14 protein-coding genes are annotated in these 17,179 nt (G+C 39.8%); 8 read left to right on the forward strand and 6 right to left on the reverse strand.

Annotation, left to right across the window (positions count from 1 at the left end; translation table 11 throughout):
- Positions 1-109 precede the first annotated feature (109 nt).
- Together C2M30_RS07070 and C2M30_RS07075 are read right to left on the reverse strand one after the other, a co-directional pair.
- Positions 110-319: a DUF1653 domain-containing protein gene (locus C2M30_RS07070; RefSeq protein ID WP_010562249.1), complete on the reverse strand. Its 210-nt coding sequence runs from the start codon at positions 317-319 to the stop codon at positions 110-112.
- Positions 319-996 carry a nitroreductase family protein gene (locus C2M30_RS07075; protein ID WP_105171163.1) on the reverse strand — a complete coding sequence of 226 codons (678 nt, stop codon included), beginning with the start codon at positions 994-996 and terminating at the stop codon, positions 319-321. Before C2M30_RS07075 ends, C2M30_RS07070 begins: the two co-directional genes overlap by 1 nt.
- A 178-nt stretch (positions 997-1,174) precedes the next feature.
- Between C2M30_RS07075 and C2M30_RS07080 the strand changes: the two genes are divergently transcribed.
- The 5 genes from C2M30_RS07080 to C2M30_RS07100 all read left to right on the forward strand — a co-directional run bounded on the left by C2M30_RS07080 (position 1,175) and on the right by C2M30_RS07100 (position 8,632).
- Positions 1,175-1,483 (forward strand): hypothetical protein, encoded by a 309-nt coding sequence (locus C2M30_RS07080; protein WP_105171164.1) that lies wholly within the window; start codon positions 1,175-1,177, stop codon positions 1,481-1,483.
- Positions 1,484-1,652: 169 nt separating this feature from the next.
- Positions 1,653-2,222 (forward strand): alkyl hydroperoxide reductase subunit C, encoded by a 570-nt coding sequence (gene ahpC / locus C2M30_RS07085; RefSeq protein WP_038638889.1) that lies wholly within the window; start codon positions 1,653-1,655, stop codon positions 2,220-2,222.
- 85 nt (positions 2,223-2,307) lie between these two features.
- Positions 2,308-3,873 (forward strand): alkyl hydroperoxide reductase subunit F, encoded by a 1,566-nt coding sequence (gene ahpF / locus C2M30_RS07090; RefSeq protein ID WP_105171183.1) that lies wholly within the window; start codon positions 2,308-2,310, stop codon positions 3,871-3,873.
- A gap of 289 nt (positions 3,874-4,162) precedes the next feature.
- A complete protein-coding gene (locus C2M30_RS07095; RefSeq protein ID WP_038638892.1) occupies positions 4,163-5,038 on the forward strand; it encodes an ABC transporter ATP-binding protein in 876 nt (291 codons plus the stop codon).
- Between the two features lie 9 nt (positions 5,039-5,047).
- Positions 5,048-8,632 (forward strand): ABC transporter permease/M1 family aminopeptidase, encoded by a 3,585-nt coding sequence (locus tag C2M30_RS07100; protein ID WP_105171165.1) that lies wholly within the window; start codon positions 5,048-5,050, stop codon positions 8,630-8,632.
- Positions 8,633-8,687: 55 nt separating this feature from the next.
- Here C2M30_RS07100 and C2M30_RS07105 read toward each other — a convergent pair whose 3' ends face one another.
- Positions 8,688-10,829 carry an Ig-like domain-containing protein gene (locus C2M30_RS07105; protein ID WP_105171166.1) on the reverse strand — a complete coding sequence of 714 codons (2,142 nt, stop codon included), beginning with the start codon at positions 10,827-10,829 and terminating at the stop codon, positions 8,688-8,690.
- A 255-nt stretch (positions 10,830-11,084) separates the two neighbouring features.
- On the opposite strand from C2M30_RS07105, the gene C2M30_RS07110 reads away from it, so the two are divergent.
- The 3 genes from C2M30_RS07110 (at position 11,085) to C2M30_RS07120 (ending at position 13,884) form a co-directional block, all read left to right on the forward strand.
- The gene (locus C2M30_RS07110; RefSeq protein WP_158683342.1) at positions 11,085-12,224 is read left to right on the forward strand and encodes a tetratricopeptide repeat protein; all 1,140 of its coding nucleotides are present in this window, start codon (positions 11,085-11,087) and stop codon (positions 12,222-12,224) included.
- Positions 12,225-12,238: 14 nt separating this feature from the next.
- Complete coding sequence (locus C2M30_RS07115) at positions 12,239-12,892, forward strand: fumarylacetoacetate hydrolase family protein (protein WP_105171168.1); 654 nt, start codon at positions 12,239-12,241, stop codon at positions 12,890-12,892.
- 113 nt (positions 12,893-13,005) lie between these two features.
- The gene (locus tag C2M30_RS07120; RefSeq protein ID WP_105171169.1) at positions 13,006-13,884 is read left to right on the forward strand and encodes an aldo/keto reductase; all 879 of its coding nucleotides are present in this window, start codon (positions 13,006-13,008) and stop codon (positions 13,882-13,884) included.
- Between the two features lie 102 nt (positions 13,885-13,986).
- Here the strand turns inward: C2M30_RS07120 and C2M30_RS07125 are convergent, their stop codons facing one another.
- The 3 genes from C2M30_RS07125 to C2M30_RS07135 form a co-directional block, all read right to left on the reverse strand.
- A complete protein-coding gene (locus C2M30_RS07125; protein WP_038638906.1) occupies positions 13,987-14,661 on the reverse strand; it encodes a TorF family putative porin in 675 nt (224 codons plus the stop codon).
- Positions 14,662-14,852: 191 nt separating this feature from the next.
- A complete protein-coding gene (locus C2M30_RS07130; protein ID WP_105171170.1) occupies positions 14,853-16,019 on the reverse strand; it encodes a hypothetical protein in 1,167 nt (388 codons plus the stop codon).
- Between the two features lie 105 nt (positions 16,020-16,124).
- The gene (locus tag C2M30_RS07135) at positions 16,125-17,162 is read right to left on the reverse strand and encodes a GNAT family N-acetyltransferase (protein ID WP_105171171.1); all 1,038 of its coding nucleotides are present in this window, start codon (positions 17,160-17,162) and stop codon (positions 16,125-16,127) included.
- Between the last annotated feature and the right edge of the window lie 17 nt (positions 17,163-17,179).

Here is a 17,179-nt window from a genome sequence, read left to right on the forward strand (position 1 = left end):
GTGGCTTGAAAGGAAAAACGCCTTATGAGATTCTAGTTTCGAAGATGAGAGCCTAGTTATGGTTTGTCAGCCGAGGTTTCGAGACCCACACTTTATGCCACTAGGGCTCTTATTCTACCAAGGTAAAACGTTTAAACACTTTGCCGTCGCGCTCTATTTCTTCTACAAACATTTCAATTGGTCTTACCCACAGCGCCTGCTCGCCATAGAGTGGTTTATACAATACAAGCGTTTCTTGTGTTTCGCTATGAGTAACAGTGTCAATGACTTGGTAAAAGTTACCTTTAAAGTGCTGGTATTTTCCTGGTTGTATTTTCATTATAAAAAGCTTGAAACCTCAGTAATGTCTTTTTTCACTAGCGCATGCTCAGGAACCGTAGCGTTTTCGGCTGGGTATCCTGCAATAATTAGCATATAGGGTCGCTCATTATCTTTGTTTCTGCTACAAATATCAGTTAAAAAACTCATGGGTTTTGGGGTATGGGTGAGTGTAACTAAACCGCTATGGTGCAAAGCCTGAATTAGAAACCCAGTGGCAATACCCACACTTTCATGCACATAGTAATTGGTGTTCTTGTCTTCAGCATGAATACCGCCTTTCTTCTGGCTAAATATGGCAATTAGCCAAGGGGCATGTTCTAAATAAGGTTTTTGATCATCGGTACCAAGAGGTTTTAGTGCATCGAGCCATTCTTCACCCGCACGCCCTTGATAAAAAGAGCGTTCTAAATCTTCGGCAGCTTCTCTTATTTTCTTTTTAACATCCATGCTGTTGATTGCCACAAAATGCCATGGTTGATGATTTGCACCACTTGGTGCGGTTGCGGCAACTTTTATACAGGTTTCAATTATTTCTTTTGGTACAGGCTTATTTGAAAACGAACGAATAGAATGGCGACGTTTACTGGTATCTAAAAAGGTTTGTGCCCGATGTAACATCTCTTCCTGAGGGTATTCTATAAAGTCTGTGAGTGGTACTGATTGATGATCTTGCATAATTTTTCCCTTTTTATTTTTGTTATATCCTTGGTATCACTTAGGTGCAAATATTTTTAAGTGTTATTGGTGGTCAATGTGAAAAATAGTTAACCATCAATTTTTTATTACAGATACTTACAGTCACATTAGGTTACATTCGCTATAGTAAAAAATCTTATAAATCATGGTGTCGACTATGAGAACGATACTACTTTTAATATTACTTTCGTTGCTTTCTGCTTGTGTAGTGTTTCCTGTTACAGATAAAGAAGCAACCCGTGTTGCAAAATTGCGCTGTGAGCTTTCTAGTGACAAGAAAACACTAAAAGTGGTTGATGTTGCGAAAGCAACTAATACTTTTTATAGCGTGTCTGGGTTTGTACTGTCTCCCATAATCATTCCGGTATCTGGTCTGTTATCGGGTTCTTATACCTTAGTAAATAATATCTACTTTTATGGCGAGCAAAAAATTAAGTGTGATGATAGTGCTAATGAAAGTCATTAATTAGCAGATTAAAATCGATCACTTTATGATGTTCTTAAAAATCGATTACAGTAATCAAATTAATCTGTTTTATCTTTTTAACTGAATTTCTTAATCTATATATCAAGCCAATCGGAAAGCATTAATTAATTTTTTCGATGACTAATTACATTATAGAGAGAGAAATATTATGAGCACATCGTTAATCAATACAACTATCCAACCTTTCAACGCAATGGCATACCACAATGGTGAGTTTGTTGAAGTTTCTGAAAAAGACGTTTTAGGTAAATGGGCAGTTGTATTCTTCTACCCAGCCGACTTTACCTTTGTTTGCCCAACCGAACTTGGCGACCTAGCGGATCACTACAGCAAGTTACAAGAAATGGGAGTTGAAGTGTACTCAGTATCAACCGACACACACTTTACACACAAAGCGTGGCACGATACGTCAGACACAATTAAGAAAATTCAATTCCCAATGATCGGCGACCCTACTGGCCGTATTACACGCAACTTCGGTGTAATGATTGAAGAAGACGGCTTAGCACTACGCGGCACATTTGTAATTAACCCTGAAGGTGAGATTAAAGTTATCGAAACTCACGATTTAGGTATTGGCCGTGATGCAGGCGAACTGGTTCGTAAAATCCAAGCTGCACAGTATGTTGCATCACATGACGGTGAAGTTTGTCCTGCTAAATGGCAGCCAGGTGATGAAACACTTGCTCCTTCATTAGACCTAGTTGGCAAAATCTAACACCTCTTACCTTGCTGCCTGTTAGAGCAGGCAGCAATTTGGTTTACCGATTAATGTCATTTAAGGAATGATCATCATGAACAGTATTTTAGATAACAATATCAAAACACAATTACAGAGCCATTTTAGCAGTATTGTCGACCCTGTAGAGCTGGTCATTGCCTTAGATGACAGTGATAAATCACAGGAAGTAAAAGCCTTAGCACATGATCTATTAGCACTAAGTGAGCACTTTTTAATTCGTGAAGACGATTCAATTGCACGCAAACCAATGCTTTCAATTCGTTCACCGAAAAGAGGCACCGAAATTAATTTTGCGGGTGTGCCAATGGGCCACGAATTTACAAGCTTAATTTTGGCACTGTTGCATACAGGGGGCGTTGCTACCAAAGCAAGTGAGCTGGAAGTTGAACAAATTAAGGGTTTGCAAAGTACACTTAACTTTGAAGTGTATATTTCACTGAGTTGCCAAACATGCCCAGGAGTAGTACAAGCACTTAATACAATTGCGGCTTTAAATTCGAATGTTACGGTTACAATGATCGATGGTGCACTGTTCCAAGGTGAAGTGTCAGAGCGCAACATTTTGGCAGTACCCAGCGTGTATTTAAATGGTGAGCTATTTAGCCAAGGTGCACTTACATTCAGTGACATTATCAATAAGCTAGATGATGGCGCAGCAGAAAAAACAGCTGAGCTACTGTCACAAAAAGATGAATTTGATGTACTTGTAGTGGGTGGCGGGCCTGCAGGTGCTTCAGCAGCAATTTACGCGGCGCGTAAAGGTTTAAAAACGGGTATTGTGGCTGAGCGCTTTGGTGGCCAAGTGGCAGATACTGTTGGCATTGAAAACTTTATTTCGGTGCAAAAAACAGAAGGGCCTAAGCTGGTGGCACAGCTTGAAGAGCATGTTAAAGACTATGATGTTGATATTATTACCCAACAAAAAGCCGTTACCTTAGGTAAGTCTGGCAACGTAGAAGTCGCACTGGAAAGCGGTGCAACACTGTCCAGTAAAAGTGTGATTTTGGCAACAGGAGCACGCTGGCGTGAAATGAATGTACCGGGCGAACAAGAATATCGTGGTAAAGGTGTTGCTTACTGCCCGCACTGTGATGGTCCGTTATTTAAAGGCAAAAAAGTGGCAGTGATTGGTGGTGGTAACTCAGGTATCGAGGCAGCTATCGATTTAGCTAATATTGTTGAGCATGTTACCGTAGTGGAGTTTGCTGACACGTTACGTGCCGATGAAGTGCTGATCAAAAAGGCCAACAGCCTAGGTAATATTGAGATTATTAAAAATGCACAAACCACAGAAGTGATCGGTGACGGCACACGAGTAACTGGCCTAAATTATACGGATCGTGTCTCTGGCGACGAACATAATCTTTCACTTGCGGGTATTTTTGTACAAATTGGTTTAATTCCAAACACTGAATTCTTAAAAGGCAGTATCGAATTAACTCCATTTGGTGAGATTGTTATTGATGATAAGGGCGCTACATCAATGCCAGGTGTATATGCTGCAGGTGATGCGACAACCACACCATTTAAACAAATTATTATTGCTATGGGCAGTGGAGCAACAGCAAGTTTAGGCGCATTTGATTATTTAATTCGCCATGCTGATGGCACGCAGCAAGTAGCATAAATTTATCCCTTATACATAATACGCCCACTATTATGTGCAAAGCCGCTGATCATTTTGATTGGCGGCTTTTTTGTTAACCATTATCGCTATGGGCTGCACTGTATTTTCCCTTTACACAATAAGACCGTTATTAAGTGTACCGCCGCTAATTAGTTTGAATGGCGGTGTTTTGTTAATAAACCGTTAATCACCGAATTTAACCTTTAATCATTTTTACATGGTTATATTGCGTTCACTTTACTTAGACTGACCGATGAAATATTGGCAATAAATAAAAAAGAGAACGCAAATGTTATCAATAACAGGGTTATCAAAAACGTACGACAACGGTGTAAAAGCACTGAATAATGTAAATCTCGAAGTGCCAAAAGGCATGTTTGGTTTATTAGGGCCAAATGGTGCAGGTAAATCATCACTTATGCGCACCATCGCTACACTTCAAACAGCAGATGCCGGTCAAATTACCTTTGATGGTATTGATGTATTCAATGATCCGCAAAGCTTACGTAAACGCCTAGGTTATTTACCACAAGATTTTGGTGTGTATCCGCGTATTAGCGCGTATGAATTACTTGACCATATGGCGATTTTAAAAGGTCTAGAAAGTAAAGGTGAGCGTAAGGAAGCTGTTGAGGGTTTACTGGCACACACTAATTTATTTCAGCATCGCAAAAAAGCGGTAAGCGGTTTTTCTGGTGGTATGCGCCAGCGCTTTGGTATTGCACAAGCATTGTTAGGCGATCCTGATTTAATTATTGTGGATGAGCCAACAGCGGGTCTTGACCCTGAAGAGCGAAACCGTTTTCACAACTTATTAGTAAGCCTAGGTGAAGAAAAAGCCATTATTTTATCAACTCACATAGTTGAGGATGTATCTGAGCTTTGCCCGAATATGGCTGTGTTAGCATCGGGTCAAATTTTACTAGAAGGGAACCCAATAGCGCTCACCGATCAGCTAAATGGTCAGATTTGGAAAAAATCGGTATCGCTTGATGAAGCACAAGAAATTGAATCGTCTATGCCACTTATTTCTAAGCGATTATTTGCAGGTAAAACCATTGTGCACGTAATGGCCGAAAACCAACCAGAAGGGTTTGATGCAGCACCAGCTAACTTAGAAGATGTTTATTTTTCAACGCTATTGCAACACCGAAATGCAGCGTAAGGAGGCGATATGTTTTTAAAAATGCTCGCCTTCGAGTGGCGCTACTTTACTCGACAACCTTCGTTTATTGTTACGAGCAGTATTTTCTTTCTGCTGACGTTTTTTGCGACGGTATCTGAAAATGTGCAAATTGGCGGTGGTGGTAATGTGGTTTATAACGGCCCATTCTCTATCGCGCAAACACTACTAATATTGGGCTTTTTCGCCATCTTTTTGGTGGTGAATTTTGTTGCAAGCACGGCAATCCGTAATGAAAGCTCTAAAATGGCGGAGATTTTATATTCCAAGCCAATAAACCCTGTTAGTTATCAGCTAGGGCGCTTTTTTGGCTCGTTTGCTGTGGTATTAACGGTATTTGCGTTTGTACCGCTGGGTATCTTTCTAGGTACCACACTGGGTGCCGCTGCAGGATGGGTTGATGTTGAGCGACTAGGGCCAACGGTATTAAGCCATTATTTTACAGCCTTCTTCTATTTATCTGTACCTACATTATTAGTGCTTGCGTGTATCTTTTACGCGATTGCGATTCGCTTCCGCTCAATGATGGGTGTGTATTTAAGTGCTGTAGCACTCTTTATTGGTTATAACGTGGCAGTGCAATTTGCCGGTGAACCTGCGTATCGCGAATTAGCCGCATTAATTGACCCATTTGGTTACAGTGCGTTTGCTGAAGTAACCCGTTACTGGACAATGCACGAGAAGAATAACTCTGCAATCGAGTTAAGCGGTGTACTACTGCAAAACCGCGCAATTTGGCTGGTGGCAGCGATTGCTATTTTGGCATTGTTTGGCGGCTTTAAACGTGGTTTAACTCTGACTAAAGTAAAAGCAAAAAAAACGGAAAAATCAGCTGTAAATGACAGTTACACAGCAGCACTTGCAAACCGTATTAACATTAAAAATAGCCCGCGTATTAATACCCTTGCACACCTTAAAACACGTACGCTTTTTGAAGTGAAACAAGTGATTTTCAGCGCGCCATTTTTGATTTTAGGTCTAATTACCTGCTTTATGTTAATGGCGCCTCTATTCGACCCGCAGGGCATGTTTGGCACGCCTAATTGGCCACTTACTCAAACCATGGTGCAATTAGTCGCTGGCTCTACCGGTTTATTAATGCTGGTGATATTAGCTTATTACAGTGCGGAAGTTGTTTGGCGTGAGCGTAACTCAGGTATGGGCGATATCATTGATAGTATGCCTGTAAACAATATTACCTTTTGGTTATCTAAATTCATTGCAATAGCACTTGTTTTTGTACTGCTTTATAGCTTTGGTACGTTTGTTACAGTCGCTAACCAAGCACTTAAAGGTTACACCAACTTTGAGCTATCTCAGTATGCTTTCCGATTAGGTTATATCAACCTTGTGCCATTGATGATGACAGTGGTGATGGCATTCTTCCTTCAAGTAATTAGCCCGAACAAATATGTCGGTATGCTTTTGTTTATGGTGTACATCATTGGAACATTGGTACTTTCTAATTTTGGCTTTAGTCATCCAATGTGGCAATTTGCCGATGCGCCAAGTGTGCCATATTCAGACATTAACCAATATGGTCACTTCTTAACAGCGCATAACTGGTTTATGTTGTATTGGTTAGGTGCAAGTTTAGTTTTAGGTGCATTGAGCTATGCACTTTGGCATCGCGGCCCTGAGCAACCACTTAAAGCACGTATCAAGCTAGTACCATATTATTTAGGTGCTTATGGTAAAGCGACCGTTGCAGCAGGTTTAATTATCTTTATTGCCAGTGGTAGTTACATTTACCAAAACACTCGCGTATTGCATGTGTATCAAGAGCAGGATGATTTTGAGCTTGAACAAGCTAGTTATGAAAAAGCGTATGTTCAGCACAAAGAAGATAATATTCCGGTAATTACTAAGGTAGATATCAACGCGGATATTTTCCCTGAAGCACGTAAAATCGAAGCAACCGCCAATATTGAATTTACCAATGTGGGCGATACGGCGATTGAGAAGTTTATGGTGCATAAGCCGCGTTATACCGAACAGTACTCAGTAGAATTAGCCGGTGGCGCGTTAGGTGAATTAGATAAAACCTACAGCCTTGCATGGTTTACTTTTGATAAGCCACTTCAGCCAGGTGAAACGCGCATCGGTAAGTTAAGCGTAGTGCGTGAACATAAAGGCTTTAGAGCGGGTAATGAGGACTTTACGTTACTGAATAATGGTACCTTTATTAACAACGGTGATTTATTACCTCACTTCGGCTACTACGAAGGTTACCAAATTGTTGACCGCCATAAGCGTCGCAAACATGGTTTAGAGCCATTAGAGCGTGCCAATAAATTAGAAGACGACCGTTACTACAATGAAAGCTTCTTTGGTAAAGGTACAGGCTTTATCGACTTCGAGGCGACTATTTCAACGTCAGAAGATCAGTTTGCGATTGCGCCGGGTTATTTAACCGAAGAACGAGTAGAGAACGGCCGCCGTATTTTCCATTACCAAATGGATGCGCCAATGGTTAACTTCTACTCAATTATGTCTGCGCGCTTAGAAGCGAAAAAGGAAAATTATAACGGGATTGATATCGAGATCTACTATCACAAAACCCATGATATGAATGTGGATCGTATGATTGAATCGGTGAAAGACTCGATTGACTACTTCACCGAAGCATTTGGCCCTTACCAGCATAAGCAAATGCGCATTATTGAGTTCCCAGGTTACCGCTCATTTGCACAAAGCTTTGCTAATACGGTGCCGTATTCAGAAGAAATTGGTTTTATTACTGACTTACGCGACCCTGAAAACATTGACCCTGTTTACTATGTTACAGCACACGAAGTGGCTCACCAATGGTGGGGGCACCAAGTAGGCGCGGCAAATGTACAAGGCAGCGCAATTATTTCTGAAGCCTTATCGCAATACAGCGCGTTAATGGTAATGGAAAAGAAATATGGTCCTGAGAAAATCCGTAAGTTCTTAAAATACGAGCTAGACCGATACTTACGTGGCCGTACTACCGAAGCACTGGAAGAAATGCCATTTATGCGCAGTGAAAACCAGCAGTACATTCACTATCGTAAAGGCTCTGTGGTAATGATGTCGTTAAAAGACCGTCTAGGCGAAGAGCGTTTAAACAAAGCTTTGAAAGATTTCTTAGCGGAATTTAAGTATCAGAGCACGCCTTACCCAACAACGCTTGATTTAATGTCATACATTTCACAAGACGCAAATGACAGTGAAAAGCAATTCGTAAGTAACTTGTTTGAACACATTAGCTTATATGATTTAAAAACTACGGAAGTTGCGGTTGCTGACCAACAAGATGAAAATGGCTTATACACAGTAACACTCACCATTGATGCCAAGCTAAACCGCGCTGACAGCAAAGGTAAAGAAACCGAAGTAGAGTTTAGCGATAAAGTAGATATTGGTTTATTTAGCGCTGACCCTGAGGATTTATCAGCGGAGAACACCGTACTTTACCTACAAAAGCATAATATCAAATCGGGTGAAAACATTATCGAACTGAAAGTAAAAGAATTACCTAAGTTCGCCGGTGTTGACCCATTTGTGAAGCTAATCGACCGCGATAGCGGGGATAATATTAAGAAGTTGTAATTGAAAACACGAATAAAAAAGCCGCTTTGTGAATATCACTTAGCGGCTTTCTTTTTTATTTTTGTGATTGTTGATAGTTATCAATAATGGCTTGTATAGGGTAACCATTAGGGTTCTCAATCCATATACTATTATCAATGACTAAATCTAAGTCACCATCAGCATCCCTATCTTTTAAATCAACAGGTATTTGTTCGTTTCTAATAAGTACATGCTTATTTAACGTTGTGTAAGGTGGAGAGTTTGTTTCGTTGCTGTAAGGTTGATAGATTAACAATGCAAGGTCGCTGTTTGGATCTATTGGGTAGTCAATACTGTAGAAATAAAAGAAGAGGTCATTATTTAAGAAGTCCTCAAGTTTGTTCACTTGTTTTTCGCCAAGTTCATTTAATGTTAAATGACTTTTGCCAGTTAATTTCCAATGTTTGTATGTATCAAGCGGTTTGCTACCAACAATAACAAACCCTTCAGCAATAATTTCTTGGTAGGGATCTTCGTCGATATTCTGTCTCGAAATGGTGTGGAATTCACCAAAGTCGATACTTTTTGAGAAATCATTATTAATTAATATTAGGCGTTCACTCGGTTTTACATCAAGCTCTTTATCTGAAAAGTGAAATACTAATTCGCTTATTCCATCCTCGTTAACGTCATCGTATGCGAGCTCAATAAAGTTTGAAAAATCGACTTTTTCAAGAATGATATTTTTATTTTCTATAAGGTCGTTTTCATAATATGTGAAATCAGATATTGAGATTGTGTAATCTGCGTAACCGTATACATCATCATAGTCATTTTCAGGGTAAGTCAAACCTAATAAAAAGCCGCTATTTGAAGCAGAAAAATAGAAACCTTTGCTATAGCCAAGTTCACTTTCAGTGGGAAACGTGTTCTTTAGCTCAACGTTTTGGTTTGTAGCATTATATTCAAAAAGCATGATGTTGCGTTGACTGTCAACAGCAAGAAAATATGGCTTATCATTGTGATTAGCTAATAGATAGTTTGCATAGTTTTGATAAAGGTCTGTCGAAACTATTTGCTCAAGATAAGAATCTGCCCCCTGTGATAAATAAAAATAAAGAACGTAGTCAGAGCCAGATTCATCCACACAGTAAAAATCATCCATACCATCATCATTAAAGTCGTGTTTGAATAACTTAATATTGTGTTCATCGCCGTTTAGACATTTGTCTACGTCAATTGAAGACTTGTTTGTATTTAAGTGCTGTAAATTAGTGGCAGATTGTCTTACTGGCCAAATAGGTGCGCTCTGGAAAGGCTGAATAGAGAAATCCAAAGTGTATTCTTCGTTGTTAAACGTAAAAATAGCTGAAATTTCTTCAGAATATCCATCACCTTGCGGCTTGTTCTCTTTTCCATTATCAGCTGTGTATTTTTTATGGGCAAAAAAACGTATGTGATTTGAAGCTAATGTTTCAATTTGATATTCAGGGTTTGATAGTTTGAGATTTGATGACAGATTGTTTTCAGCGATATTTTCTACCTTAGCAATGACATCAATATAACGCATTGAAATGCTATTAAACGGTAGTTCAAATGATACCGAGATTGGATCTATCTCGAATGAGCTAATATTTTCAATAATCTTTTTACCAGTATTGTACACCTCTAGTTTTAGTTTATATGGTGTTTTTTCCGTATGTATTGGAAATTTGTAGACTAAGTTAGAGTTATGACTGGCTATATTGTCGTTTAGATATTGTAGTGTCAGAGATGTTTCTAATTGACTTGTATCAATATTGCTCAATTCAATTTCAAAATTTGCTTCTTGTAAACTCACAAGGGGTTCATAAGCTTTAATGCTTATGTTACTAGCCGGAACTGTAAACTCTTGCACAGAATTAGCAGAGAGACCGTCACTATCTGTAGCGGTAATGCTCAGTTGATAACCAACATCGACCTCTGAATATGGGAATTGGTAAGTAAAGTTTGTGGTATCGCTAGTAACTAAAACCTCGCCGTTACTGGAAAGAGAAAACTCAGTGGATGCGAGGTTATTATCAGCATCATTGGCGGAAGCTGAGAATTCAACGGTTTGTAAGTTAATCACCTCTCCAACGTTAGGAATACTTACAGTAGGGGCTTGATTTACAGATTCTGTTTTTTTTGGCTCTGAGCTGCCACATGCAGCTAAGAGTAGAGTAGTAAGAGACAGCATAAACATGCGGTTCATCATGATCAAATCCTTTGAATGAATACTTGGTCATTAAATCATCTTTAATTAAAAATAGATACTAATAATTTGTAATCAGGTAATTGTTTTTCATAGATAAAATTAAGATTTAAGTATTATTGTTGTTCTAATTAATTCTAACTCAAGCAAGTTCTTATTGTTCGAAGTTATTAAGTGTTTTACAAATTCAAAATCAATTTACTTAGGTAAACTTGTTCAGTAGTTTGGCTATACCCAAATCAATTCCATATGGACTTTATGCGCTTTTTAATATGTTATCTGATGCTTGGTCTGGCATTGCTAAGTACGTTAGTTAAAGCAGAGCAAGTTGTTCTCACAGTTGCAGACCACGGGTTTAAACAACCATTAGAATTTAATGTGCAGTTGCCAAAAAGCTATTCGCAAAAGCCAAATAAACACTACGTGCTAATGTTTGACTTTCACCCTAATGCTAAAAGTTACTTAGCGGGTATGCATGATTGGATGAGTCATAATGGTGAATGGCCTTGGTTAGAAACCATTATTGTGACGCCTGCATATGGTAATCCGGTAGGGCGGTTATTTGATGCTACAGGCAAAACAACGCCTTTACTCGATTTTTTTGAAGCCCAATTAGTGCCAGAAATTGATAAACAATACCGTACTAGCGGCTTTCGCATTTTTAGTGGCTTTAGGGTGAATGGTTCGGTGGTGCTTTCAAGCTTAGTGAATAAACCAAACTTGTTTAATGCACATATTGTGATTAGCCCAGAGCTCACGCCAGAGCAAGTCAATATTTTAAAGGGCTATGGTAAGAAATTAGCCAAGCTAAATGATAAACCACGTTATTTACTGTTTACCCATGGCGAAACCATAAAAGAAGATCATCAACAGCATAGATATTCACAATTAAAAGAAGAAATTAGTGCAAACGCACCCGCATCATTACAATGGCAATATCAAAATTATAAAGAGCATTACTTTATGTCTTTACCGGTGTTATCTACTGCGTATGGCATAGAGCAGATCTTTGATGAGATTCATAACGGCTTGGCACCTGAATCAAAAATAGCTAAGCAAGGTGTGGATGCTATTGTTGCGCATTATAAGCGTCTATCAACTGAAAAGTTTGACTTTGAAGTCTCACCTAAATCTTCAATTAATGCTTTAGGATTTCACTTGTTAGAAACATCGCCTGAATTGGCTAAAAAGGTGTTTAACCAAGCATTAGCGCTTTATCCGCAAGATGCATATGCTTATCACCACTTAGCCAAGGCTTATGCGAAAAGTAAAGAATTTGACAAAGCCATTGAGTTGCAAGAAAAGGCAGTGAGCCTAGCGGCTAATATGCGCACTTGGCATAAAAAGCGACAAGCAAGCTATTTAGCTGAACTTAAGTCACAGGCGCAAGCACTATAAAAAGGTAATTTTACATGATGTATTTATGGAATAACGGTGAGGTTATTGAACTTCCTATAGGCAAAGCAGTTTGTGTGGGGCGCAATTATGTTGCCCATGCAGCAGAACTCGGTAATGAAGTACCTACTGAGCCGTTACTCTTTTTAAAACCAGCAATCAGTATTGTAAATGCGGCAGGGGAAGTGGCGTTAGACTATAGCTTAGGTGAGCACCATTATGAAGCGGAGCTAATGTTGTTAATTGGTAAGCCGCTCAATAAGGACAATATTGCAGATTATAAGTCTTGTATTGCTGGTTTAGGTGTAGGGCTTGATCTTACGTTACGCGATGAGCAAGCAAAACTGAAAGCGAAAGGGCATCCGTGGGAGCGCGCAAAAGCCTACGACAAAAGCTGTTTAGTGTCGCGCTTTGTACCGCTAGCAGAAAATGATTTAACGCACAGTGAATTTTCACTTTCGATTAATAATGAGCTTCGCCAATCTGGTGACACTAATTTGATGATATTTAAAATTGAACAGCTGCTGTCTGAAATTGTTAGGTATTTCTCATTACAGCCGGGTGACATTGTTTTAACGGGCACGCCAGAAGGGGTAGGTAAGCTTAATATTCAAGACAAGTTGAGTGTATCTCTTAATGGCGAAACGTTAGCAAATTGCACAATCGCTTAGAAAGCGGTTTTTATTTCATGCAAAAACATTATTTTTTCCTGAAAACGTATGCGAAGCAATGCGCTAAGTTTGGCCACACTTTACAATAAGCTTATCTAAATCAGGGGAATTATATGCAAGAATTTAAATTACCGTCGTTTGTGGCTGGCTTTTGGCGTTTAGATGAGTGGCAACAGCGCGGGTCTTCTTTAGCGCAATTCATTGAGCAACTGCTAGCGCTTGGTATAGATACGGTTGACCATGCGGATATCTATGGTCAATACCAGTGTGAGAAACTCTTTGGTGAGGCATTAACACCTCATTTAAGAGATCAACTTAAGATCATTACTAAGTGTGGTATTAAACCTGCGTGGCCTGAAAATGGCTTTGCAGGTAAAACTGCACACTATGACTCAAGTAAAGCAAATATTATTGCCTCGGCAGAACAATCACTGCGTAATTTCAAAACTGACTGCCTTGATGTGTTATTAATTCACCGTCCGGATTACTTAATGCATGCGGATGAAGTTGCAGACGCCTTTTGTGAGCTAAAAGCACAAGGCAAAGTGCTTAACTTTGGTGTTTCAAATTTTACGGCTTCGCAGTTTGAGTTATTGCAGTCGCGCTTGGACTTTAAGTTAGTAACCAATCAAATTGAAATGTCACCGTTACAAATGGGGGCACTTGAAGATGGTACGCTTAACTTATGCCAACAGCATGAAATATCACCTATGCTATGGTCGCCTCTTGCTGGTGGCGGTTTATTTGCTGAAACAGAACAAGCACAGCGAGTTAGACCTGCACTGCAAAGTGTTGCTGAAGAAACTGGGTTAGATAGTATCGATCAAGCTGCTTACGCGTGGTTGTTAACGTTACCATGTCAACCGAGTGTAATCTTAGGAACTGGAAAGTTAGCGCGTATTCAATCAGCAGTTGCAGCAAGTAAAGTGCGTTTGAGTCGTGAGCAATGGTATCGCGTTTGGCAAGCATCAACAGGTCACAGTGTGCCATAACACTTAGCCTTGGATATTTACTAAACGAAATAAAGGTGCCGAAAGGCACCCTTAGTTGTAGCAAGTTGGAGTAATTTTAGTTTAAAGCATTAATACTGATTGCTAGAGTTCAAAGTCCATGGCAAAGCCCACATAAACTTTTAAGTCGTCATCTGCATCTAAATCTGTTTGCGCAACACCGAAAGTGAAGCCGCCTTTTGCAATGCTCACACCGTAGTCAATATAGCTGTCGTCTTCGCCATACCACTCTGCAACGGTATCACCCATCGAATTACCAATGTGGAATGTCAGTTCGGTTTCATTTAAGACTTCAAAAGTTGCGTTTAGCTCTAGGTAAATCATATCTTCTTCTGAAGTTGCACCTGACTGCGCATTGCTAAGATAACTTACTTTACCTTCGAGCCAGTTCCAGCTTAACGCACCATAAAGTTCACCAAAGTCAATTGAGTCAACCGCATCAGGGTATGCGTAATACACATAACCCACGTCGTAACCAAACTCACCCATTTCGCCAGCAAAGCCTGCGTATAAATCAAGTTCATAACCTGGCTTATCACCACCAAAGTCCACATTTGATGCCCATGTGCCCGCATAAAACCCTGATTCATGGCTGTAATCGATACCACCAGATACTTGAGCGTTGTCGCTGGTTTGCGTTACACCACGCCATAAGTAGTTTGATGAAGCTGCAGCATTGGCGGTTACTTCTGCATAACTTGCTGCTGAGAAAAAGGCGATACTCGTAGCAGTGAGAGTTGTGAGTAATTGTTTTTTCATAATAATTCCTAAAATTGTAGCGCTGAGTTAACTATCCATTAACAAAGTTTATGCCTAAACTGAAAAGTTCAAGAATATCAAAGTACTAGTAGGGAATTATGAATTTGGCAAGATGAGTATATGAAAATAATGCACTAACTCGGTGCGTGAAAATCACAAGGTGCACAAAAACTGCGCACCTTGTTTTGTGATTAGCCGAAAATAGTACGCATCAGAGTGATGGTTTCATCAACGCTTCGACCAGCAGCAACTTCTTTCACAATAGAATCGCGCATATTCTTAATATGTTGTGGCATATCTTCTGCTGCCAACGCACGATCAACCAATGCTTCAGCTGATTCTTTCCCGCGTTTACGGCCACTCGATTTTTCTGAGCTTGCGCGTTTCGGTTTATGAAGTGCTTTGTAGTAGTTAGAATTTTCTTTCGCATCGTCACTGTAATAAGCAAACCAACATGGTACTAATGCTTTGTAGTGCCAAAGAGCTCGTTCTTCTTCGACTTCAGGTGTTGTTGCAATAAACCAAGGTTGTTTGTGAATTGCCATAACTATGTCATGCCAGTAGCGGTCAAAGTCTTGGTTGTTTAATCTCACAAGGCCAAACGCTTGGCATAAAATATCAAGGCTTGCTGCTGTTACTGGGGTGAAAAAATCAGGGCGGCGCATGGCTAGCAAACGGGTTGCTGGCGCAAGTGTGGCTTTTTCATTATCAACTGCTGCAAATGCTGTGATGTAACCACGCACAAAATCCATGTAGTTTTCAAAGGTGATGTCACCTTCTAGCGGAATATGACTAAGCGCATCATTTAAGTCAGTACAGCTTGTGGCTATCACATTATGTAGCGCTTTGGCTGTTTTGGTTGACGCAAACCATTCAACATCAAATTGATAGATGCTGGGATCATGTTTTGCCGTATGTTTACCGGCAAACGCTAGCTTGTCTTCTTCAATCATATCAACCAGAGAGGTTTCACGAATACTCTCAATATGTTTAAGCAGTGCAAGTTGCTCATCTAGCACAATGCGCTCTTTATTTTGCTGAATTGAATCAAATACAACTGGCCAAGGCGCAATACGTAGCGTTTTAATTTGGCTAATGCCAATACCCGCCTCTAGCTGTTGCTGAATTTTCTTTAAAATAGGTAGTTGATTTGGTTCAAGTAGGTCAAAATTAATGCGTTTGCTTACAACATCAATTAACTCATAACACCAGCCTGCAAAATCTTCTGGATGGTTACTTACTTTTACGGCCATTAAGTTAAGGCTAACATCTGGAATGAGTTTTAAAATATTTTGGTAGATGTTTGCTTCCACTTCAGAAAGTGGCATTTTCGATGGCGACGTAAGCAATTTTTTCATAATTAGTAAGTGACCCCAATATAATATTAACAATGTCCTGCAAAGTGTTACGCTAAGCGGGCTGTGGATCATACTGAGATCTAATTTTGATGCAATATTGACTTCTTAAATTTCACGCCTGAGTAAACTAAAAACTTGAAGGTCATGGGTTTTATTTTTCCAAACACCTTTTTCGCGCATCACACCATCCAAATGAAAACCAAGCTTAGTAAACAGTTTAGTTGACGCTGTGTTTTCTGGAAGTACTTCTGCTTCAATTCGGTTTAATGAGGCGATATGAGTAAACATCCATTTTGTCATCGTGTTAATTGCATTTGATGCGAAACCCTGTTGCCAGAAATCAGGATAGATCTCGATGCTAATTTTCGCTGTACGTGTGCAAAAATCATATTTGTAACCGCAGCTGCCAACAATTTGCTGGCGTGTGTTGCACTGTATTAACCAGCGATGCCCTTTACCTTGTCTGCGTATTAGCTCATCTTTCTCAATAAGTTTTTTGGCTTCTGCTAAGTCGCTCATAACTGGTAAATCGTAGAACTCACACACCTTTGAGTTAGAAAAAAGACGGAAAACGACTTCGGCTTTTGCCTGTGTTTGTTGAACTAAGGTGAACTTGTCGGTTGTGATTTCAGGGAAGTTATCAATACTCAAGTGAATTAAATGATGTCCCCACTTTTCATAACGTTTCTGCTCTACAAGACCAAGGTTTGTCAGTATTTTATGTGAAGCAGTATTAGCAACATCTACTTCGCCAACAATATAAGACAGGCCAAGCTGGTTAAATGCATATTCAAGTGCGGCGCGACTTGCTTCCATGCCCAAGCCTTTGCCCCAATATTCTGGCAGCATGCGGTAGCCGATATCAGGTGCATTTAACTCGGGTTCATATTTTAAGCCACAAAACCCAATAACTTGGTTGTTCTCTTTAAGGACCAAGGCAAAGCGCGCATAGCCAACCTCGTTATATTCTTTTAACCAAATATTGCGAATAATATTTTCGGCATCGTTTGTGGTGTTTACCCAGCCAGCGTCTCCGGTATAACGGGTAACATCTTCATTACTGCTAAATTTGAATACGTGCTCAGCATCTTCAAGCGTAAATTCGCGCATTAATAAACGCGGTGTTTCAATAAGTGTATTCATATTTTCTCCTTATCTGT

The organism is Pseudoalteromonas sp. T1lg24 (genome assembly GCF_002964745.1).
Taxonomy (GTDB): domain Bacteria; phylum Pseudomonadota; class Gammaproteobacteria; order Enterobacterales; family Alteromonadaceae; genus Pseudoalteromonas; species Pseudoalteromonas spongiae.